Genomic DNA, 19332 nt, shown 5'->3' with positions numbered 1-19332 from the left:
GACCGTCGCGTCGGACTGATCACCGGCGGACGGCTCGGCGACATACCCGGCCGACGCACGCTCTTCCTTTCAGTGCCGGATCACCCCCGGGGCGCAGGGCGTGGCACCGGCAGGCCGAGCAGCACGGGCCTGCCAGCCGTCGCCCCGTCGATCTGCCTGATCTTGGCTTCGGCCCCGGCGAGGCTGACGCGGAGGCCCTCGATCTCGCCGAGCCATCCTTCGTGCTCGGCTTCGGTGATCCGGTCCAGGAGGTTGTCACGGATCTCCACGAGTCGGCCGCGCTGGGCGGGGTCTGGGCACAGGAGGGAGCAGCGGACGCAGACTTCTCTGAACTTGGGGCCGGTCTGTCCCGAGCCTCTGATCCGTAGCTTCTGAAACCGAATTGGTGACGCCCGAGGGTCGCAGCGAGATGTTCCGGAGAGCGAGAGCCCGCTCCGTCTGCCGCCTCAGTACTGTGACTTCGCATGACCGACACCGAGATCGAGATCACCCCAGGCCTGGTCCGTGACCTGCTGCAGGAGCAACATCCAGACCTTGCCGGGCTGGCCATCCGCGAGGTGGCGGGCGGCTGGGGCAACCAAATGTGGCGCCTCGGGAACGAGTTGGCCGTGCGCATGCAGCGCATGGATCCCACCCCGGAGCTCCAGCTCAAGGAACGGCGGTGGCTCCCCGTGCTGGCCCCACGCCTGCCGCTCCCGGTGCCGACCCCCGTGCGGTTCGGCGAACCGTCCGAGCGCTTCCCCAAGCACTGGACCGTGATGACGTGGGTTCCCGGCGAGCCGCTGGACCACGGCTCGATCAGCCGCGGCGCCCACGCGGCCGACACGCTAGCGGGCTTCCTCCGGGCACTCCATGTGGAGGCGCCCCCCGAGGCACCGATCGCTACGGACCGCGGCGGCCATCCCAGGAATTGCACGGAGGGCTTCGAGAACTTCTTCCAGGCCGTTGCCCCGGGCGACATCGCTGCCGACGTCCGGGCCGTCTGGGACGACGCCGTTGCGGCCCAAGCGTGGGCAGGCCCGCGGGTGTGGGTGCACGGCGACCTCCATCCCGCGAACGTCGTTGTCTCGGACGGAACGCTCTCCGGCATCGTCGACTTCGGCGACATGTTCGCCGGCGATCCAGCGTGGGACCTCGCCGCCGCATGGGTGCTACTGCCCGTGGGCATGGCCTCACGGTTTTTCGACGTGTACGCGCATGCAGACGAGGCGTCGATCCGGCGCGCCCGCGGGTTGGCTGCTATGAAGAGCCTGTTCCTGATGCTCATGGGGCAGAACGGAGATCGGGGCCTTCCCGGCGGCAAGCTGCACTGGGGACCTGCAGGCCGGGCGGCACTTGATCGTGTTCTGAAGGGCGTTTGACGCACGCTTCTTCAAGAAAGTCCTCTCGAAACCCACGTGTTGTGCCACGCACTTCTGAGAGACGCCCCGCATGGATCTCACGCCCGATCGGGCCGCATTGGCGGTAGAACGTCACGGCTGCCCGAACTATGACGCACGCCCGCTGGCTCCGCCTGCCGCACCCGCGGCGGGAAGACCGCCGCGAAGTACCACACCCCCCGCTTCGTCCTCGTCCCCGCGGACCGCCACCCCGGCCGCGCATGGAAGCAGGGTGCGGTACTCGCGGTCGTGCCCGCGCCCCGGACCGAGCGGCCGGTCCGGATCGGGTACTCGGGGAGGTCGACCGCCCGCACCAGGAGCTGGCGAGCCAGCTCGAAGCCCTTTACCGGGCGGAGTGCCACAAGGTCTTCAAGGAGCAGATCAGCACCCGCGTAAAGATCCGGCCCGAGCTGGAGAAGGCGCTCACCCTGGCCCACCAGTTCAAGGAGGCCGCCCCCGAGACGCCTGTCATCCTCACGGTGCACGAGCTCAAGCGCCTTGCAAGGAACGCAGCCGAGCTGATGACCTTGTCCGCCGAGCTCCAAGCCAGCGGCATCCAGCTCGAACTCCTCACCAGCCCGCTCACCGGCATCTACGACCCCAACGGCATGGGCGCCATGTTCTTCGCCGTCCTGGCCGTCGCCGGGCAGATCGAGCGGAACTACATCCGGGAGAAGACCGTCGAAGGCCAGGTGATCGCCGTGTCCAAGGGCAACCACGGGGGACGCCCGAAGGTCATCGACGACGATATGCTCACCTTCGCCGTCGCGCTCAAGGACAAGGGTGTCGCCGTCCCCGAAATCGCGAAGAAGCTGACCATCAAGGTCGGGAAGAACGCGGGCAAGTCCCCGTCGGTCGCCCCGCTCTACCGGGCGCTCGCGGAAGCCGAGGCCGCCGCGGCGGATGACGGCCTGCCCCTGCGGCCCAAGCCCGTACGCATCCGCCGGCCCGAGGACCCGCTCACCTCCAAGGAGATCGACCTCCGCGAACGGCTCCAGGCCCAGCACCACCCGAACGCCGAGATGCGGTAGGCCCGCCCACGACCTGCCCCGATCCCGTGGTCACCGGCTTAGCGTTAACCGCTGTACCGCTGTCCCCCCCCAATGCCGCGGTAGGCGTCTCCCTGGGGAAATCCGCTACCGGCTGCTTTCCATACCCCGTGCCGACGGTATGACGAGTAGCTTGCCGGTGGTACGCCGAGCCTCGAGATCGCGGTGAGCTTGGGCGACCTCGGCGAGCGGGTAGCGGGCCGTCACGGTGGTCTCAAGCGCCTTGGTGCGCACCAGTTCAAGCACGTCGGCGGCGCGTCGGAGCAGCTCGGACCGATCGGCGATGAAGTGCCCGAGGCTTGGCCGGATCAGGGTCAGCGAACCGCCCTGGGCGAGCCGGATGGGGTCGAAGGGTGGCACTGCACCACTCGCGGCGCCGAAGAGCACCAGGTGGCCGCGGGTTCGCAGGCTGGCGAGGCTCGCATCGAAGGTGTCCCTGCCGACGCCGTCGAAGACGACAGGCAGGCCTTGGCCGCCATGGAGCCGCTTCACCTCGGCCGCGAGATCGTCCACTGCCGAGTAGAGGATCACCTCGGCGGCCCCGGCGCGCCGCGCCAGCTGGGCCTTCTCCGGTGTCGAGGTTGTGCCGATCACCCTGCCGCCGAGATGGGTGATGAGCTGGGTCAGCACAAGCCCCATGCCGCCGGCAGCAGCGTGCACGAGCACCGTGTCGCCCGGCTGGACCGGGTAGGCGTCCTTCACGAGGTAGTGCGCCGTCATGCCCTGCAGCAGCACGGCGGCGGCGGCCTCGAAGTCGACGCCGTCGGGCAGGGGCACGAGCCGGGAGGAGTCCACGACGGCCTGCTCGGCATAGGTGCCGGGAATATCCACCCAGCCGACCCGGTCTCCCACAGCGACGTGGGTGACGCCGGGTCCAACCTCGAGGACCGTGCCCGCGCCCTCAGTGCCAGGGATGAAGGGCAGCGGGAGGGTGTACCGGCCCTGGCGGTGGTATACGTCGAGGAAGTTGACGCCGGACGCGGCGACCTCCACGACCGCCTGGCCCGGGCCCGGCGTCGGTTGATCAATGTCGACCAATCGCAGCACCTCGGGACCGCCCACTTCGGAAACCTGAATCGCTCGCATGACCCCTCCTGAAACGGCAAACTTCCCTCACCAACTCCACTCGTGGCGATCCTATTTCCGCTCGCGGTGAGGTGTCGTAGCCGTCACGTTCAGGTCAGCGACATGCGGGCCGGCGTCGACCGCGACAACATCCACGTCGACACCGCGAGCGGTGCGAAGGCATCCCGCCCGAAGCTCGACCTCGTGATGCAGCTGCTGCGCGAGAGCGACACCCTGAAGGCCACCCGGCTCGACCGCCTGTCCCGCTCTGTGCTGAGACGGGGTCTCCGCCCAAGCGCCGCAGCGTTCTGACCGTCCGGCACTGGACGCCCGTCACGATCGAGGAGTGGATCAGCGAGGTCCGGCCCGGGATGCGGCACTCGACCAGCCGGGCCCTGTGGCCGTCCGAGCGCGGCCCGCGGGTCGGGGTCCAGCGGCTGGACTCCCGCTTCGCCGCCTACCGGGACGCCATCGGCCTGGATCCCGCCCTGGAGTTTCACTCGCTGCGCAGGTCCTACATCACGCACCTGATCGAGGACGGCCACGACCCGCTCTGTTCGTCCAGCAGCAGGTCGGCCACGACCACGCTTCCACCACCGCGATCTACACCTGCGTCTCCTCCGACTTCCGCACCCGCTCCCTGCGTCGCGTCCTGGACGCCACCATCGAGGCCGCTCTGCGGCAGGGCCCCTGCGGGCGCGGGTCGCCGGCGCCCTCGTCCTCCTCTAAGCGCAAGCTGTCAGCCGCATCGTCCGCCTCACCATCGACGATGTCATCGACGACGAGACCGTCGTCACCGTCCGGCTGGGAGAACCGCCGTCCCCGCTGCCGAAGCCCGTCGCCGACCTGATGCGGGCCTACATGCAGTCTCGCCGGCACCTGCCCTACGCCAGCAGCAGGAGTTCACAGTGGCTCTTACCCGGCCGTCAGCTTGGACAGCCAATGAACCCGGTCAGCCTGCAAGCCCAGCTGCGCGAGATCGGCGTCCCTCCGCAGCGCAGCAAAACCTCCGCGATCCGTCAGCTCGTCCTCCAAGCCCCGGCCCGCGTCATCGCGAAAGCACTCGGCTACCACGACAAGACCGCCACCGTCTGGTCACTGGGGCCGGGGGAACCTGGAGCCGATACGCCCCCGGTGACCACACACGGTGCGTTGTCGCGCCGCTCCAGCTGGCATGCCTCGTCACTCGGGAAACGTGAAGCCCAGTTCGCGCAGGCGGGGCAGGCAGGCTTCGAGGCACTGCTCCACCGACGCAGCATCGGTACGCACGAGGATGTCGTCACGCAACGGGGCGCCACTGGCCACGAACGTCCAGGGCTTCCGCCTCTCTGCCATCCGCTCAGTATCAGCCTTGAACAGCACGGTTATGCCCTGTTCGGCCAGCGCCTCCATGATCGCGACGATGTCCACCGGTGACCCCTCCAGAAGTGGCTCGAACACACCACGGTGAACCTATCCGTCCGAGGACGCACCACGAACACCGGCGTCGCCACCCAGAGTGACCAACGAGAGCCATCGGAGCTGGAACACGCGACACCTCAACCTGCGGACCTACCAGTCAAGCGCCCCCGGGTGATCCGCATGCCGTCGGGCAGAGGTGGGAATAGCCCAGGTACTCATGTCCGCAGAGTGAGCATTCCTGGGGGGAATCATGACGGGTGACCGTCACGACGCGGCCGGCCCGGCTCGCCGCATCCGGCGCGAGAAGATGACGGCTTGGTACGGCCGCAATGCGCTGTGGGTCGTCATAGGCGGCTTTTTGCTGCTGATGGCGGTGTTCTTCCTGATTGCGCTCACCAACAGCCCCGGCGGTGGCGAGCCGTGCCCGGCCGACAAGGTCTGCAATTTCGTCCGTTGATCTTGCCGAACCGGCCAAGCGAACCCGACCAGCTTGCTGGGCCCCCTCCGTGACCTCGGTGTCCCGGCCCAACGAGCACGGACCTCCGCCATTCGGCACCTCGTCCTCCAGGCCCCCCGCGCCGGTCATCGCCAAGGCCCTCGGCTATCACGACGAAACCGCCACCCGGCTCGTCACCGAGGCCGGTGGCACCTGGAGCCGATACGCCCCCGGTGACCACGAGCGGTGACACGTGAGCACTCACGCTGAGTCGGCTGAGCCTCGCTTGTCCTCAACGTGGACGACGTGAAGTTCTATGCCATCCCGATGGCGCTTGGAGCGTCCGAACAGCCCCACAGCGCTCTCCGACTGATCTTGAGGCTCATCAGGGCCGACATAGGTAAAGACGTCGTTGGGGTGCCCGGTGACGACCCATCCCTCGGCGTCCTGGAGGTCGATCACCCCAAACCTCCTGCCGGGTTTCGGTGCACGGGCCGGATAGGTGAGATTCGGCGGAGGTTCCGAAACCCCCGGTGGACACGGGCCGGGGTGAACCGTGCGGGCTCGGCCGGCCTCTCCCAGGGGCGGCGGAGATCCGCCGCGGCTTCGCGGGGTGAGCCGGAGCTGGGTGTGGGCGGCGATCAAGAACCACGTCCAGCGGTCTCCGACATCGGGGGTGCGGAGCTTCGGGGGGTCCAGCCCAGGGTCTGCTTCATCAGCCGGAAGGCGTGTTCCAGGTCGAAGCGCCGCAGGCATGCCTGCCGGCGCACGTCGACGTCCTCGCCGCTCAGGCCGGTGGCCGACGACCACAGCCAGAGCGGCAACGGGTCTCCGCCGGGAAGGCGGTCGACCTGGAGGCGGATCAACGTGCCTTCGATGGCCGGGAGTTCGCCGGTGTGGTCGATTAGCGCGGAGCGAGTGGTCAGGCGGGGGTGGATGCGGTCGGTTGTCGCGTGCCTGCGGACCGACTTGGCCGCACCCCGGCCGCTGCCTGCGGACTCCGAACCTCCCCTACTCCTCCGTCGTGCCGCCGGGGCCATCGACGCCCGCCGAAAAACAGGTCAGGGCGCTGCCCGGCGCAGGGACAGGGCGAAGGCGCAGCTGGTGACGGTGAGGACGATGATCGGTGGCGGTGGCAGGAAGAGGGCGGATATCGCCAGGCCAACGAGTGAGGTGGCGAGGAGTGTCCACCCGAAGGCGGTGCGTCGTTCGATCAAGGTCGGGGAGTGCTGGGCGGCGAACAGAGCGAGGAGGGCGCAGGAGATGACGAACAGGGCCATGGCGGCACTCATGCCGTGGACGACATCGAGGGTGGTGCGTTCCAGGCCTAGCAGCGTCATGGTCGTTGCCCGCATCGCTGCCGATGAGGTTTCTTGCTGAGGGGTCGGGTTGCCCCAGGCCGCTGCAGCGGCAAGGGCGAGGTGGCCCGTACCCAGAGTCAAGAGGCCGCCGACTCCCACCCTGAAGGGGCGCCGTGGTTCGGGCTTCTGTCTGATGGCTGAGGGGGCGGTCGCGCTCATTGCGGCTCCTTGGGGACGAGTCGGATCATCCTCTACGCATGTAGAGGATGACTGAGCTGCACTCTACATCTGTAGAGGTGGCTGGTGTGGGGTGATGGCATCAGCCCCGTGTGGCGCCGCCGGTGGAGCCGTCCCGTACGTTCCTTCCGACGCTGAGCCGAGACTTCTGCCGTCGGTGGACCGGCCGGGTCCCGGCGCTCCCTGCCGGTTCCGGAGTCACCGATGAGGCAGAGGCGCAGAAGGTCGCGCGCGGTGCGCGGGTTCAGAGAGCTGCTGCCGACGGGCATCGCCGGGACACTCGTCGTGGACATGGACACCGGCCCCGCCCGGTGCCCCGCCTGAGGCGTTGGTGGGGGAGCAGGACGGGGCCCCGGGACGGGGGGGCGTCCCAGGGCCAAGGCGTCGTGGTCACCGCAGGGGGGAGCGGTCGTGCACTGACGCGACGATATGGATAAACGATTCATCAGAGCGTCGGTCACGGCCCGACAGGCATCGGAACGGGCCGGAGTTGGCGTAGGAGCGGTTTTGGCGGGTACCTGCGATCGGGTACGACGCAGGCGCTATTCGTGGGAGGTACTGATGGGCAAGCTGGGAGACATGGCCGACAAGGCCAAGGAGATGGCCAAGGGCCACCCGGACCAGGCTGACAAGGGTGTCGCGGAAGCCGAGCGGCTGGTCGATGAGCGTACGGGTGACAAGTACGACGCCCAGACCGACAAGGCCGCCGATGCCGCCCGCAGTTCCTACGGCACCGATACGCCGGAGCGCTGACCTCACCCTCGGCATCCGTGGCCCCCGGCACTTTCCTGCCGGGGCCACGTCGTACCCGCGCCGTGGCCGACGAGCCGTGGCTCCGCTGCGAAGGTCAGGTCGCCAGCCCATGTTGACGCCGGGCCGCGCAACCCAGTCATGCGAGCTGGCACCGGGTACCCCCGAGCAGGCCCAGGGGTGGGACGGGGGTCTGCCAGACGATGCGGCCTTGATCTCCACGCTGTCGACCAGAGGGTGTTTAGCCCTGATCTGCGTGGTCTCGACGGCGGCTACCGCCAGCACCTCGTGAACACGCTGCCACCCTGGACATCGACATGCACATCATGCGCCGCGACCCCACCACCAGAGGATCCACCGTCCTACCCCGCCGGTGACCCGTCGAACGAACCCGGGGCCGGCTCATGAATCCCCGCCGCCTGGCCCGCGACTACGAAGCCCATTCACACCGCTCCGAAGCCAGATCCACCTCGCGATGATCAACCTCATGACCCGCATACTCACCTCCGAATCCACCCCCACATGGCGCGGTCTAAGAAGTCATCTCATTTGGCTTTCGCGGGTAGGCTGTTGGTCATGGTGGGGATCGTTGAGCGTCTGGTGCCGGACGAGTTGTGGGTGCTGTTCCAGCGGGTGGTGCCGGAGGCGCCGTCGCGGCCCCAAGGCGGTGGGCGGCGCCGGCACGGTGACCGTGAAGTACTGGCCGCGATCGTGTTCGTGGCCACGTCGGGTTGTACCTGGCAGCAGCTGCCCACGGCGTCGTTCGGCCCCTCGGGGGCGACAGCCCACCGACGGTTCTCCGAGTGGAGCAAGGCCCGGGTCTGGGCCAAGCTCCACCGACTGGTCCTCGACGAACTCGGCGCCCGCGGCCAGCTCGACTGGTCCCGCTGCGCGATCGACTCGGTGAACATGAGGGCCTTGAAAAGGGGGATCTGACAGGTCCGAACCCTGTCGATCGGGACAAGTTCGGCTCGAAGAGCCACTTGATCACCGAGCGGACCGGTCTGCCCCTGTCCGTCGCAATCTCCGGCGCCAACCTGCACGACAGCCACGCCCTCGAGCCCCTCGTCCGCGGCATACCCCCCATCCGATCCCGCCGCGGACGCCGCGGACGCCGACGACTCAAGCCCGGCAAGCTCCACGCGGACAACGGCTACGACTACGCCCACCTGCGACGATGGTTACGCGGACGTGGCATCAAGCACCGCATCGCCCGCAGAGGCATCGAGTCCTCACAACGCTCGGCCGCCACAGATGGGTCGTCGAAAGGACCATGTCCTGGCTCGCCGGCTGCCGACGACTCCACCGCCGCTACGACCGCAAAGCCGAGCACTTCCTCGCCTTCACCAGCCTCGCCCGCACCCTCATCTGCTACCGCCGACTGGCCAAATGAGATGACGCCTTAGCCCGGACGTGGGCGGAGTCGCGGACGGCGCGGGAGAGGTCGAGGAGGCCGGCGTCGTCCAAGCGGTGCAGGATCTCCTCGTGGAGCCGGCCCCACAGGGCATGACCTCAGCCTCCGGGGAAAGGAGACTCACGTTGCCCACCCCGAGCGAGAGGAGTCCACCAATGGCAGCCGACGACATGGGGCACGCCGAGGACGCGTGGTGGCGGTCCGCGGTGGTCTACCAGGTCTATCCGCGCAGCTTTGCCGACTCCGACGGTGACGGCGTCGGCGACCTGGACGGCCTCACCGGACGCCTGGACCATCTGTCCGGGCTCGGCGTCGACGTGCTTTGGCTGTCGCCCGTCAACCCGTCCCCGCAGGCCGACAACGGGTACGACATCAGCGATTACCAGGACATCGACCCCGTCTTCGGTGACCTGGCGGCCTTCGACCGGCTGCTGGGCGCCGTGCACGAGCGCGGAATGAAACTCGTCATGGACCTGGTCGTCAACCACACCTCCGACGAGCATCCGTGGTTCCAGGAGTCACGCGACCCGGCGAGCCCGAAGCGCGACTGGTACTGGTGGCGTCCGCCACGTGAGGGACGCGAACCCAACAACTGGGGCTCCTTCTTCTCCGGTTCCGCCTGGGAGCTGGACGCGGCGAGCGACGCGTACTACCTCCATCTCTTCTCGCCGAAGCAGCCCGACCTCAACTGGGAGAACCCCCGGATGCGTCGGGCCGTGTACGCGATGATGCGCTGGTGGCTGGACCGGGGCGTGGACGGCTTCCGGATGGACGTCGTCAACCTCATCTCCAAGGACCCCGCCCTCCCCGACGGCGAGGTGCACGAACAGGGGCCGTACGGCGACGGCTCGCCCTACTTCGTCTGCGGACCCCGCATACACGACTACCTTCAGGAGATGCACCGCGAGGTGATCGCCCGGTACCCGGGCCGGCTGCTGACCGTCGGGGAGATGCCCGGGGTGACGGTCGAGCAGGCCCGTCTGTTCACCGACCCCGCGCGTGCCGAGCTCGACATGGTCTTCCAGTTCGAGCACGTAGGACTCGACCACGGGCGGGGCAAGTTCGATCCCCGCCCGCTGCGGCTCACCGACCTCAAGGCCTCGCTCGGCCGCTGGCAGTCCGGCCTCGCCGACGTCGGGTGGAACAGCCTGTACTGGAACAACCACGACCAGCCCCGGGTGGTCTCTCGGTTCGGTGACGACGGACCGAGCCACCGGACCCGGTCCGCGACGATGCTCGCGACCGTGCTCCACCTGCACCGGGGCACGCCGTACGTCTACCAGGGCGAGGAACTCGGCATGGCCAACGCGCCCTTGCGCACCATCGAGGACTTCAGGGACATCGAGTCCCTGAACCACTACACGGAGGCGCTGCGCGCGGGGGCGGAACCCGAAGACGTCCTCCCGGGACTACGGGCGATGGGCCGCGACAACGCCCGTACACCCATGCAGTGGGACGCGTCCCCGCATGCGGGGTTCACCACAGGCACCCCGTGGATCCCCGTCAACCCGGACCACACCGAGGTCAACGCCGAAGCGGCCCTCGCGGATTCCGACTCCGTCTACCACCACTACCGTCGGCTGATCGCCCTCCGGCACCAGGAACCGGCCGTCGTGCACGGCGACTTCACGATGCTGCTGCCGGACGACGAGCGGATCTACGCGTTCACCCGCCGGTACGGCCGCACGGTGCTCTTGGTCGTCGGGAACTTCACCGGCGACACGGCCTCCGCCGTGATGCCCGCCGGATGGGACGGCGCCGAACTCGTCCTGGGCAACGGTCCGTCGGTCCCCCCGCGGCCCGGCCGACTGGTGCTTGCCCCGTGGGAGGCGCGGGTGCACCGGCGCAATGACTGAGCCGAGCGGGCGGGGACGGCGACCGATGATTCCTCCGGTGCCGGGTACGCGTATCTCATGACCGTCTATGGATTCCACGCCTCCCATGAACAGGTACCTCCCGCCGACCTGCTGGCAGCCGTCGTGCGCGCGGAAGGCGCGGGCTTCACCGCCGCGATGTGTTCGGACCACTTCTCACCGTGGAGCGTCCGGCAGGGTGAGTCCGGCTTCGCCTGGTCCTGGCTCGGCGCGGCGCTCCAGGCCACCGACAGGATCCCCTTCGGAGTGGTGAACGCCCCGGGCCAGCGCTACCATCCGGCGATCGTCGCGCAGGCGATCGGCAGCCTCGCCGCGATGTACCCAGGTCGCTTCTGGGCGGCACTGGGAAGCGGTGAGGCGTCCAACGAGCACATAACCGGCGACCGTTGGCCGCGTAAGGACGTCCGGAACGCGAGGCTGCGCGAGTGCGTCGACATCATCCGGGCGCTGCTGCGCGGCGAGGAGGTGAGCCACGACGCGCTGGTGACCGTGGACCGGGCCAGGTTGTGGACCCGTCCGGAGACGCTGCCACCGTTGGTGGGAGCCGCCTGCAGTGAGGCGACCGCGCGGTGGTGCGCGGAGTGGGCGGACGGCCTGATCACGGTGAACGCGCCGCGCGAGACACTGCGCCGGATCGTGGACGCCTACCGTTCGGCGGGCGGCGTCGGCCGGCTGCACCTCCAGGTGCACCTCAGCTGGGCCCCCGACCTGGAAACCGCCCGGGAACTCGCCCACGACCAGTGGCGCACCAACGTGCACGGGCCGCCGGCGAGCTGGGACCTCGACTCTGCCGAGCTGTTCGACAACGTCAGCGAGCACGTCTCTCCGGACAGGGTCGCGGAGTCCGTCAACATCTCCAACGATCTCGGTCGGCACGCGGCCTGGCTCCAGGAGTACGCCGACCTCGGCTTCGACGCCGTCATGCTGCATCACGTCGGCAAGGAGCAGAGCGCCTTCATCGACGCGTTCGGCGCGAAGGTGCTGCCGCAGCTGGATGTCACCCGGCCCCCGGCCGCCGTCGCGGAGGGTGTCCGATGAGGCTGACCCGCACCTCCGACCTGTGGTGGAAGAACGCGGTCGTCTACTGCCTGGACGTGGAGACGTACCAGGACTCCGACGGCGACGGCACCGGCGACTTCGCGGGCCTGACACAGCGCATCGACCACTTGGTGCGCCTCGGCGTCACCTGCGTGTGGCTGATGCCGTTCTACCCGACGCGGGAGCGCGACGACGGCTACGACATCACCGACTTCTACGCCGTCGATCCCCGGCTCGGCACGCTGGGCGACTTCACCGAGTTCGTGCGCACCGCCCGCGACCGGGGCATCCGGGTCATCGCCGACCTGGTCGTCAACCACACCTCCGACCACCATCCGTGGTTCCAGGACGCCCGCTCCAGCCGCACGTCGAAGTACCGCGACTGGTACGTCTGGTGCGACAGCCCGCCGGAGGACGGCCCCGAGGGTGTGGTCTTCCCCGACGTGGAGAAGAGCGTGTGGGAGCACGACGAGACCACCGAGCAGTACTACCTGCACCGGTTCTACAAGCAGCAGCCCGACCTCAACGTCGCCAACCCGGCGGTCCGTGACGAGATAGCGCGCATCATGGGCTTCTGGACGCAGCTCGGACTGTCGGGATTCCGGGTCGACGCGGTGCCGTTCCTACTGGAGACCGACGGCCAGCAGGACGCGGACCAGCTGCCCGACCCGCACGAGTACCTCGCCGACCTGCGGGCCTTCCTCGGACGTCGCAGCGGTGACGCGGTGCTGCTGGGCGAGGTGAACCTGCCCTACCCGGACACCGCGAAGTTCTTCGGCGACCCGGAGTCCTCCCGCGGTGACGAGCTGACCATGTGCTTCGACTTCATAGGTATGCAGCAGATGTACCTGTCGATGGCGCGGGGCGAGGCGGCCCCGCTGGCGGCGGCTCTCCGGGAGCGCCCCGCGGCGCCCCGCGACGCGCACTGGGCGACGTTCGTCCGCAACCACGACGAGCTCACGCTCGACAAACTCGACGACGACGAGCGAGCCGAGGTGTTCGCCGCCTTCGGCCCCGACAAGGACATGCAGCTCTACGACCGGGGCCTGCGCCGTCGCCTGCCGCCGATGGTCGACGGCGACCGGCGGCGCGTGGAACTGGCCTACAGCCTGCTCTTCTCCCTGCCCGGCACACCGGTGCTGTTCTACGGCGAGGAGATAGGCATGGGCGAGAACCTCACCGCCGAGGGCCGGCAGGCCGTCCGCACCCCGATGCAGTGGACGCCCGACAAGCATGGCGGTTTCACCGCGGGGGAGGGAGTGGAGCTGCCCAATCCCGTCGTGACGGGTGCGTTCGGCCCGACGAAGGTCAACGCGCACGACCAGGCGCACGACCCGGCTTCGCCGCTGGGTCGGATGCGGACGCTGATCGAACGCTACCGGGAGACCCCCGAGCTGGCCTGGGGCGACTACCGGGTCATCGACGCGGACGATCCGGGCGTGCTGGTCCACCTCAGTTCGCTGGAGGGCGGCGCGGTGCTCGTGCTGCACAATTTCTCCGAGCGATCCGTCACCGCCTCCGTCGAGGTCCCGGGACTGAGGGGCGGCCGGCTGCTCACCGATGTCTTCAACGGTGACACCCTCAAGTCGGCGGCCGCCGGCCTCGTCGATGTCACGCTGGACCCGTACGGCTACCGGTGGCTGAGGGTCAACACCCCCCTTGACGACCCGGATCGGGCGACAGCGGTGTGATCCGACGCGCGCGAGGTGCCCGGCCGCACGGATGGGCCGGGCACCTCGCGCGATGGTCGTCCCGCCGAGACTGCTGCCGGGGTTTTCAGCGTTCTGCCTGAGGGGCGGCGGCTGCTGGGATCATTGGCGGGGTAAGTGCTCTCCTAAAGCCCTGTGATGTCTCGCCCGTGTCGGCACTCGGGAGCAGAACGATGGAACCGACCGACGACGCGCACCCGCCCCCTGGCTGACCTGCTTCCGCTGAAGATCCTGCGCGGGGACATCCCCGCGATGCACACCGCCGCCCGCGCGTTCGAGGCCCGTTGGGGCCTCACCGCCATGTCGCCGCTCGGGCGGACCGCGCACCGACGGCCGGTCACCGGCGAGGCCGAGCAGGCCGCCCGCGCCCCGGCGCCATCGAAGGCCGCGCCCGGGCTGGCTGGCGCGCCTCGACCCGGGCCCTGGAGCGGGCCCCACGCGCCGCACGCGGCGGCGGCGCCACGGTCGTCCTCACCGTGCTGATCGCGCTCGTGGAGGCGGTGGAGGCCGTCGCCTCCTGGCATCGAGCGCAGGCCTACCAGGCAGGCGAAGGCGCCGTACTGCTGCGGGAAGCAGCCGGCCCGACTGGCAACCTGCCCTCGACCGGGAAGCCGCGCATCGGTCGAGTAGCCCGCGCTGCACACCGTGGCCTGCCCGCCGCTGCGCCCGTTACCGGCGTACGGTTAGGCCGTTTCGTTTGGATCACGGAGTGCGACGGCATCAAGGTGCCGCGTCACCGATCGCGGCAAGGTCGCACGACCCGGGACGTGTGGGGCTCACCGAGGTGATCCCGATGGCCGAGGTTTTCGGAAAGAGCCGGCGACGACCGATGAGGTCCTCCATGATCCACAGTCATAGATCATGATTGGTGCACGGCAGACACGAGGGTGGTCGAAGCGTGCACCGGCCGTACCCGTTGAGCTCCAGACACAAGACACCGAGGAACCGAGATGCGTACCCTGATCAGCTCCGCCTTCGTATCGCTCGACGGCGTCGTGGAGGCCCCCGGCGGCGAGCCCGGCTACCGGAACTCCGGCTGGACCTTCAAGAATGTCGAGTTCCTCCCCGAGGCCTTCGAGATCAAGGGCCGGGAGCAGAGGGAAGCCACCGCGATCCTGCTCGGCCGGACCAGCTACGAGGCGTTCAGCCCGGTGTGGCCCGGCATGGAGGACTTCGCCGATTACAAGGAGATGCCGAAGTACGTGGTGTCCACCACGCTCGCCGAGGACGACCTGGTGTCGAACTGGGGCGACACCACGATCCTGCGATCGCTCGACGAGGTCGCCGCGCTGAAGGAGACCGAGGGCGGCCCGATCATCATGCACGGCAGCGCCACCCTGAACAGGGCGCTCTCCGACGCCGGCCTGATCGACCGGTACCACCTGCTCGTCTTCCCGCTGCTGCTCGGTGCGGGCAAGCGCCTCTTCAGCGCCACCGACAAGGACGCGCAGAAGCTGGAGCTCGTCGAGCACGAGGCATACCCCAATGGCCTGCAGCTGAACGTCTTCGACGTCGTCCGCTGACAAGGCTCCCGCGCTCGCCCCCGCCGTCACGGCACTCGTCCCAGTCGGAGCGCGGTGGCTCACCTCGCGGACCGCAGGAAGATGGTCGCTACATGGAGCCCGGGCGGTACACGACCGCGGTCTCTTCGTAGGGGGGCAACGCCGCGCCACTGCTTCAGGCGATTTACCACAGTTGTGCTCTGCACGACGAAAGGGCCCAGGTGCCGCCGAAGTTCAAGGTCGATCTGAACGCGGTACCGTAGCCGCGGGATGCGCCCTACGATCACGATCATGCCGATCACATCGCCCATACCCGTCTTGCAGGGAAGCAAGAAGACCGTTCTCCGTTCCGACGACGGGGCGCTGCTTCTGAGCCGCCCTCATGAGGAGCTGCGCATTCCTCTGGCGGCGATCGAACGGGTACGCGCCGAGGGCCGGTCCGTCGCCGTCGAGCTGACCGCCGCGGTCGGGGCGACGCCGGCCGTCCGCCGGGTCGGCGGTGTGAGCGAGGCAGCCGCCAGGGCCTTCGCAGATGCCGTGAACCGCGCCCTGCCCGAGCGTGCCGAAGAGGACGTGGTGGTCGACGGCTCCGGTCTGGTCATCAAGCGCCTCCTGACCGAGTCCCAGGCGGAGCGGAGGCGGCGCGTCTTCAGGCGAGGAGCGCTCGCCGTTGCCCTGGTGATCGTCGCTCTGGCCTTGACCTTCGGGATCCGCGAAGGCGGGATTGAGGGTTTCATGCTGGCAGTCGTCACCATGCTCGGCGGCGCGATCGCAGCAGCGTCCACCGCGGGCGGCGCTGCGGGGTTGTGGTTGGCGTGCAGGGGGTGGTACCTGACCCGGCAGGGCATCACCGTCGAGGCGGAGAACGCCGCTGAGACAAGTGGCGAGCTCCGCAGGTCGGGGACGTACATCTACACGGACACTGCGGGCGTAAGCCGGACCATGGCTATTGGAAGAACCGGTGCCGAGACCATCCAAGTTGCCTATGACCCTCAGGACCCCGCGAGGGTGGTCACCCACCGCTCAGGGCTTCGGACGGTCGTGTACGTCCTCCTCTCCCTGGCCTGCTTGTGCTTCGGCCTTGCCTTCACCTTCGCCTTGATCATGATGCTCATCACAACGTGAAGGTGCCCGCCAAAGGTTGTCCCATGATCCCGCGAGGCTGAGGGTCATGCGGTGTCCGGGTCGGCGCCGACGGCGCCGGACGAGTGAAGCGAACGTCCAAGGTCGCCGGTGAGGATGCGGGGGTGCCGGCGCCACCACCACAGGTCGGGACCGGGCAGCCTGCGGCATTGGTCGAGTGCTTGGCCGTCGTCGTCGATGGTCGCGGCTTTGTACCGGTCGTCCAGAGCTTTGATCTGCGGGGTCCAGAACTGGACGATGTGTTCGTCCAGCAGGATCCACGCCTCGTGCAGCCAGTTTCGGCAGTAGAGGTCGTTGTGTACTCGTAGATGTCCTCGCCGTAGCCGCGCTCGATGGCGCTCACCAGCGCGGCCTACGCGTTCACGGTCGGCTACTGGACGGCCCACGACACCCACAAGGACACCCCGCCCGACCAGGCCGCGGCCGCGCTCGGCCTCAACCCCACCGACACCCGCAAGCTGCTGGCCCGCTACGGCCGCTGGAGTCCCTTTCGCTGACCGGCCGGAAGGATGCGACGGAAACGCCGCGATGTTCTCCGGCGGGGCGCCGGGTGTGCGGCCTCCGTCGCGGCCCCTCTGGCCAAGGCCGCACCCCGCCTACCGCAACGGCGCGATCCCGGTCACCGCTCCCTTGCACACCTGACCGTCCGAAGGGTCACCGGCTGGACCATGCGCCGACCCGACCACCTCACTGACGTTGAACGAAAGGGTCTCGACGAACTGTGCAAGCGGAACCTCACGCTGGCCACGACCGTCGAATACGCACGCCGCCTGGCACTCATGATCCGCGACCGCCGCAGCGAACACCTCGCTCTCGACGTCTGGATCGCTGACGTCCGCCTCGACGGACTTCGCGAACTCCGCACCCTGGCCAACGGCATGCGACGCGACCGAGCAGCCATCCAGGCCGCCCTCACCACGACCTACACGTCCGGAGCAGTCGAGGGCAACGTCACCAGGATCAAGCTCCTGAAGAGACAGATGTACGGCCCCGCCAACTTCGATCTCCTACGACGCCGCATCCTGCTCTCACCATGATCAAGAGGCCGCTACCCCCAAATCAGCGACAGAGCCCAAGAAGTGGACCAGAGCCGACTGGGGTTCAGGCACCGCTTCTGTGGTGCAGCCACGTTTAGTGACCGGATCGTCTCGCGGGTGACCAATCCCGGTGGCGAGAGCGAACCGTTGGTCAGTCCCCAGCCGCGGCTGCCGACCCCTTGCAAAGGAACTGCTTCGCTGCCTCAACCGCTTCCTCGGTGAGTTCCTCGACGGAGACTCCCCAGCTCTCCTCCCAGCCGTCCAAGTTATGCGCGCAGTGGACGAGGGGTTCGAGTTCTACGGGGTAGCCGAGGTCATAGGCGATGTCTGCCCAGATGAGGTGGGTGCCGACTGCGGGATCCAGGGATCCGTCGGCGATCTGACCGGCGATCCAATAGGCCATGGCCCACTTCGCGGCCTGAGGGTCAGCGGGCGGGTGGAAGAGCAGTCCCAACTCCTCCAGCACTTGGTCGAAGAGTGCCGGAGCCTCGGGCTCTTCGCTCCGGAGGAGACCGGCCAGCATGGCGAGGGAGGGACTCTCGACCCCGGCGATCAGCGCGTCCAGTCCAGCCTGGACGAGCCGGTCCGACCCGACGTGCCTGCCGAATGCCCTCTCGCGCGCGATGTGGCTGAGTTGCTTGAGAGCGTCGTCGCGGGTCATCACAGTCTTCTCGATCGGCCATCTGGGAGAAGGAGACTCGCATATTTCCGGACGGTGCTGCCATCGAGTTCCTCGTGCGTGTTCGGTGATCAGTACATGAGAACCCGTTTCCGCAGGAGGGCGAAGCGCGCGACCGAACATCTGGCGCTTGAGCATTTTGATCCTGTTGACATGTCCTTCGACGACGCCTGAGTTCCAGGGCAGGGTCAGGCCGGCGATGACGGCGGCGCGGTCGCGTTCCAACCCTGTGGCGAGGTTGTGGAGGCTGGGAAGGTCGTCCTGTCGGACGGCGTCGAGCCAGGCGGGCAGCTGTTCGCCCTGGCGCTCGGTCAGCATGGTCGCGAACGACCGGACGTGGCGGGTGAGGGCGGCGATCTCGGGGCAGTTGGCTGAGATGTTCTTGAGCTGGAGTCGCTCGGGTTCGGTGAGGGTCTCGGGGCGACGGAGGATCCATCCGGCGACTGAGCGGAGCGAGGGGGGCCGGGCCGCCACCGGACGGGGTGATGTCTGTTTGAGGTGCATGTAGGCACGGACGCGTCCGTGGCTTCCCTGGTATCCGAGGGGGACGATCTCCTCCCGTAGCTTCCAGGCATTGGTGCAGCACTCGCTCCAGCGGTCATCGAGGTAAGGCTTGTACTCGTCCAGGACCGAGGACCGGTTCTGCCGTTGGCCGGTGAAGAGGTTTTCCGGTCGTGCGGCGTCGGCGAAACGCTGGACGGTGCGGTAGGTCATGCCGAGCTGACGTTGGATCGAGCGCCGGTTGTGCCCGGCCCCGAGCAGGGCATGGATCGTGGCGTGCCGGGCTCTGGTGCGATCCGCGTAGCGGCTGCTGGTCGCCCACGGCGAGGTCGCGGGCTCGGCTGCCGGGGCCGGCTCTGTGTCGGACGGACTGTGGGGCAGCGGGAACGAGTACCTGCAGGCAGCGGAGGTGCTCGGAGACGCTTCGCTCGGCGGCCTCGCTGAGGTTGTGCCACAGGTGCCACAGGTGCCACCGGTCGGCGACCTGGAGCGCCTGGGGTGCGCCGATGGCCTGGGTAGCCCCCCGAGGCGGCCGGTGCGGACCCCGAAGGCTGAGGCCTGGAACGCCCGTGTGATCGTAAAGGTGTTGCATTCCTTCGCCCGCGAGGTGATCTTTTGACGACGGTGGCACTGCGTTCTTACGCACTGTTGCCTCGGCAGTACGACGAGCGGAAGGTACTGGTCTCCGTGGGGCCTGGCTCTCTGGCTGATCTGCGCTGATGCCCGTTTTGCCTACAGGTGGGCCGGCCGGGACGTCCCGGCGCCCACGCATCTGCCCTTCGACGCCCTCGTCGTCATCAGCGACCGGGGTGAGGTT

At 68.4% G+C, this 19332-nt stretch carries 18 protein-coding genes and 4 pseudogenes; 14 read left to right on the top strand and 8 right to left on the bottom strand.

Annotated features, from left to right (window positions below):
• Positions 1-80: 80 nt before the first annotated feature.
• On the bottom strand, positions 81-269 hold the full coding sequence (locus tag AB0D46_RS05740; RefSeq protein WP_362876004.1) for a hypothetical protein: 189 nt from the start codon (positions 267-269) through the stop codon (positions 81-83).
• A gap of 195 nt (positions 270-464) precedes the next feature.
• Here AB0D46_RS05740 and AB0D46_RS05735 point away from each other — a divergent pair, with 195 nt between their 5' ends.
• Both AB0D46_RS05735 and AB0D46_RS05730 read left to right on the top strand, forming a co-directional pair.
• Entirely contained in the window at positions 465-1361 is an 897-nt protein-coding gene (locus tag AB0D46_RS05735; RefSeq protein WP_362876003.1) for an aminoglycoside phosphotransferase family protein, read from the top strand.
• Between the two features lie 239 nt (positions 1362-1600).
• On the top strand, positions 1601-2410 hold the full coding sequence (locus AB0D46_RS05730; RefSeq protein WP_362876002.1) for a recombinase family protein: 810 nt from the start codon (positions 1601-1603) through the stop codon (positions 2408-2410).
• A 105-nt stretch (positions 2411-2515) separates the two neighbouring features.
• Here the strand turns inward: AB0D46_RS05730 and AB0D46_RS05725 are convergent, their stop codons facing one another.
• The gene (locus AB0D46_RS05725) at positions 2516-3514 is read right to left on the bottom strand and encodes a quinone oxidoreductase (RefSeq protein WP_362876001.1); all 999 of its coding nucleotides are present in this window, start codon (positions 3512-3514) and stop codon (positions 2516-2518) included.
• Between the two features lie 102 nt (positions 3515-3616).
• Here AB0D46_RS05725 and AB0D46_RS05720 point away from each other — a divergent pair, with 102 nt between their 5' ends.
• Positions 3617-3805: a recombinase family protein gene (locus AB0D46_RS05720; protein ID WP_362876000.1), complete on the top strand. Its 189-nt coding sequence runs from the start codon at positions 3617-3619 to the stop codon at positions 3803-3805.
• Positions 3806-4675: 870 nt separating this feature from the next.
• Here AB0D46_RS05720 and AB0D46_RS05715 read toward each other — a convergent pair.
• Entirely contained in the window at positions 4676-4903 is a 228-nt protein-coding gene (locus AB0D46_RS05715; RefSeq protein ID WP_362875999.1) for a hypothetical protein, read from the bottom strand.
• A 241-nt stretch (positions 4904-5144) separates the two neighbouring features.
• Between AB0D46_RS05715 and AB0D46_RS05710 the strand changes: the two genes are divergently transcribed.
• Positions 5145-5351 (top strand): hypothetical protein, encoded by a 207-nt coding sequence (locus AB0D46_RS05710; RefSeq protein WP_362875998.1) that lies wholly within the window; start codon positions 5145-5147, stop codon positions 5349-5351.
• A 240-nt stretch (positions 5352-5591) separates the two neighbouring features.
• Here the strand turns inward: AB0D46_RS05710 and AB0D46_RS05705 are convergent, their stop codons facing one another.
• From AB0D46_RS05705 to AB0D46_RS05695, 3 genes and pseudogenes are all read right to left on the bottom strand, one after another.
• On the bottom strand, positions 5592-5792 hold the full coding sequence (locus AB0D46_RS05705; protein ID WP_362876160.1) for a hypothetical protein: 201 nt from the start codon (positions 5790-5792) through the stop codon (positions 5592-5594).
• A gap of 18 nt (positions 5793-5810) precedes the next feature.
• Positions 5811-6274 (bottom strand): annotated as a pseudogene (locus AB0D46_RS05700) (transposase); the annotation flags it as partial.
• A 117-nt stretch (positions 6275-6391) separates the two neighbouring features.
• Complete coding sequence (locus AB0D46_RS05695) at positions 6392-6670, bottom strand: hypothetical protein (RefSeq protein ID WP_362875997.1); 279 nt, start codon at positions 6668-6670, stop codon at positions 6392-6394.
• A 759-nt stretch (positions 6671-7429) separates the two neighbouring features.
• Between AB0D46_RS05695 and AB0D46_RS05690 the strand changes: the two genes are divergently transcribed.
• The 3 genes and pseudogenes from AB0D46_RS05690 to AB0D46_RS05680 all read left to right on the top strand — a co-directional run bounded on the left by AB0D46_RS05690 (position 7430) and on the right by AB0D46_RS05680 (position 9011).
• The gene (locus AB0D46_RS05690; RefSeq protein WP_362875996.1) at positions 7430-7621 is read left to right on the top strand and encodes an antitoxin; all 192 of its coding nucleotides are present in this window, start codon (positions 7430-7432) and stop codon (positions 7619-7621) included.
• 258 nt (positions 7622-7879) lie between these two features.
• A pseudogene (locus AB0D46_RS05685) lies at positions 7880-8150 on the top strand (IS5/IS1182 family transposase); the annotation flags it as partial.
• A gap of 44 nt (positions 8151-8194) precedes the next feature.
• Positions 8195-9011, top strand: a pseudogene (locus tag AB0D46_RS05680) (IS5 family transposase).
• 8 nt (positions 9012-9019) lie between these two features.
• Here AB0D46_RS05680 and AB0D46_RS05675 read toward each other — a convergent pair.
• Positions 9020-9121 (bottom strand): annotated as a pseudogene (locus AB0D46_RS05675) (IS5/IS1182 family transposase); the annotation flags it as partial.
• Between the two features lie 66 nt (positions 9122-9187).
• On the opposite strand from AB0D46_RS05675, the gene AB0D46_RS05670 reads away from it, so the two are divergent.
• The 7 genes from AB0D46_RS05670 to AB0D46_RS05640 all read left to right on the top strand — a co-directional run bounded on the left by AB0D46_RS05670 (position 9188) and on the right by AB0D46_RS05640 (position 17335).
• Complete coding sequence (locus AB0D46_RS05670) at positions 9188-10888, top strand: alpha-glucosidase (protein WP_362875995.1); 1701 nt, start codon at positions 9188-9190, stop codon at positions 10886-10888.
• Positions 10889-10945: 57 nt separating this feature from the next.
• Positions 10946-11944, top strand: a complete 999-nt coding sequence (locus AB0D46_RS05665; protein WP_362875994.1) for a TIGR03885 family FMN-dependent LLM class oxidoreductase — start codon at positions 10946-10948, stop codon at positions 11942-11944.
• Positions 11941-13635: an alpha-amylase family protein gene (locus AB0D46_RS05660; RefSeq protein WP_362875993.1), complete on the top strand. Its 1695-nt coding sequence runs from the start codon at positions 11941-11943 to the stop codon at positions 13633-13635. The genes AB0D46_RS05665 and AB0D46_RS05660 overlap by 4 nt, the downstream gene beginning before the upstream one ends.
• Positions 13636-14603: 968 nt before the next feature.
• Positions 14604-15176, top strand: coding sequence for a dihydrofolate reductase family protein (locus AB0D46_RS05655; protein WP_362875992.1), 573 nt, complete (start codon positions 14604-14606; stop codon positions 15174-15176).
• 270 nt (positions 15177-15446) lie between these two features.
• Positions 15447-16280 (top strand): hypothetical protein, encoded by an 834-nt coding sequence (locus tag AB0D46_RS05650; RefSeq protein WP_362875991.1) that lies wholly within the window; start codon positions 15447-15449, stop codon positions 16278-16280.
• Positions 16281-16630: 350 nt separating this feature from the next.
• Positions 16631-16795, top strand: a complete 165-nt coding sequence (locus AB0D46_RS05645; protein ID WP_362875990.1) for a hypothetical protein — start codon at positions 16631-16633, stop codon at positions 16793-16795.
• 171 nt (positions 16796-16966) lie between these two features.
• Complete coding sequence (locus tag AB0D46_RS05640; RefSeq protein ID WP_362875989.1) at positions 16967-17335, top strand: transposase; 369 nt, start codon at positions 16967-16969, stop codon at positions 17333-17335.
• 151 nt (positions 17336-17486) lie between these two features.
• Here the strand turns inward: AB0D46_RS05640 and AB0D46_RS05635 are convergent, their stop codons facing one another.
• A complete protein-coding gene (locus AB0D46_RS05635; protein WP_362875988.1) occupies positions 17487-18728 on the bottom strand; it encodes a transposase in 1242 nt (413 codons plus the stop codon).
• Positions 18729-19332 lie beyond the last annotated feature (604 nt).

Origin of the sequence: Streptomyces sp. NPDC048383 (assembly GCF_040651775.1) — a bacterium.
Classification (GTDB): Bacteria; Actinomycetota; Actinomycetes; order Streptomycetales; family Streptomycetaceae; genus Streptomyces.
This window is presented reverse-complemented; position numbering and strand designations above follow the sequence as displayed.

Bases quoted from the DNA above. Each gene is read 5' to 3' on its own strand.
- AB0D46_RS05735 (WP_362876003.1), top strand. From the start codon at position 465: ATGACCGACACCGAGATCGAGATCACCCCAGGCCTGGTCCGTGACCTG.
- AB0D46_RS05730 (WP_362876002.1), top strand. From the start codon at position 1,601: ATGGAAGCAGGGTGCGGTACTCGCGGTCGTGCCCGCGCCCCGGACCGA.
- AB0D46_RS05725 (WP_362876001.1), bottom strand. From the start codon at position 3,514: ATGCGAGCGATTCAGGTTTCCGAAGTGGGCGGTCCCGAGGTGCTGCGA.
- AB0D46_RS05720 (WP_362876000.1), top strand. From the start codon at position 3,617: ATGCGGGCCGGCGTCGACCGCGACAACATCCACGTCGACACCGCGAGC.
- AB0D46_RS05710 (WP_362875998.1), top strand. From the start codon at position 5,145: ATGACGGGTGACCGTCACGACGCGGCCGGCCCGGCTCGCCGCATCCGG.
- AB0D46_RS05695 (WP_362875997.1), bottom strand. From the start codon at position 6,670: ATGACGCTGCTAGGCCTGGAACGCACCACCCTCGATGTCGTCCACGGC.
- AB0D46_RS05690 (WP_362875996.1), top strand. From the start codon at position 7,430: ATGGGCAAGCTGGGAGACATGGCCGACAAGGCCAAGGAGATGGCCAAG.
- AB0D46_RS05670 (WP_362875995.1), top strand. From the start codon at position 9,188: ATGGCAGCCGACGACATGGGGCACGCCGAGGACGCGTGGTGGCGGTCC.
- AB0D46_RS05665 (WP_362875994.1), top strand. From the start codon at position 10,946: ATGACCGTCTATGGATTCCACGCCTCCCATGAACAGGTACCTCCCGCC.
- AB0D46_RS05660 (WP_362875993.1), top strand. From the start codon at position 11,941: ATGAGGCTGACCCGCACCTCCGACCTGTGGTGGAAGAACGCGGTCGTC.
- AB0D46_RS05655 (WP_362875992.1), top strand. From the start codon at position 14,604: ATGCGTACCCTGATCAGCTCCGCCTTCGTATCGCTCGACGGCGTCGTG.
- AB0D46_RS05650 (WP_362875991.1), top strand. From the start codon at position 15,447: ATGCCGATCACATCGCCCATACCCGTCTTGCAGGGAAGCAAGAAGACC.
- AB0D46_RS05645 (WP_362875990.1), top strand. From the start codon at position 16,631: ATGGCGCTCACCAGCGCGGCCTACGCGTTCACGGTCGGCTACTGGACG.
- AB0D46_RS05640 (WP_362875989.1), top strand. From the start codon at position 16,967: ATGCGCCGACCCGACCACCTCACTGACGTTGAACGAAAGGGTCTCGAC.
- AB0D46_RS05635 (WP_362875988.1), bottom strand. From the start codon at position 18,728: ATGACCTACCGCACCGTCCAGCGTTTCGCCGACGCCGCACGACCGGAA.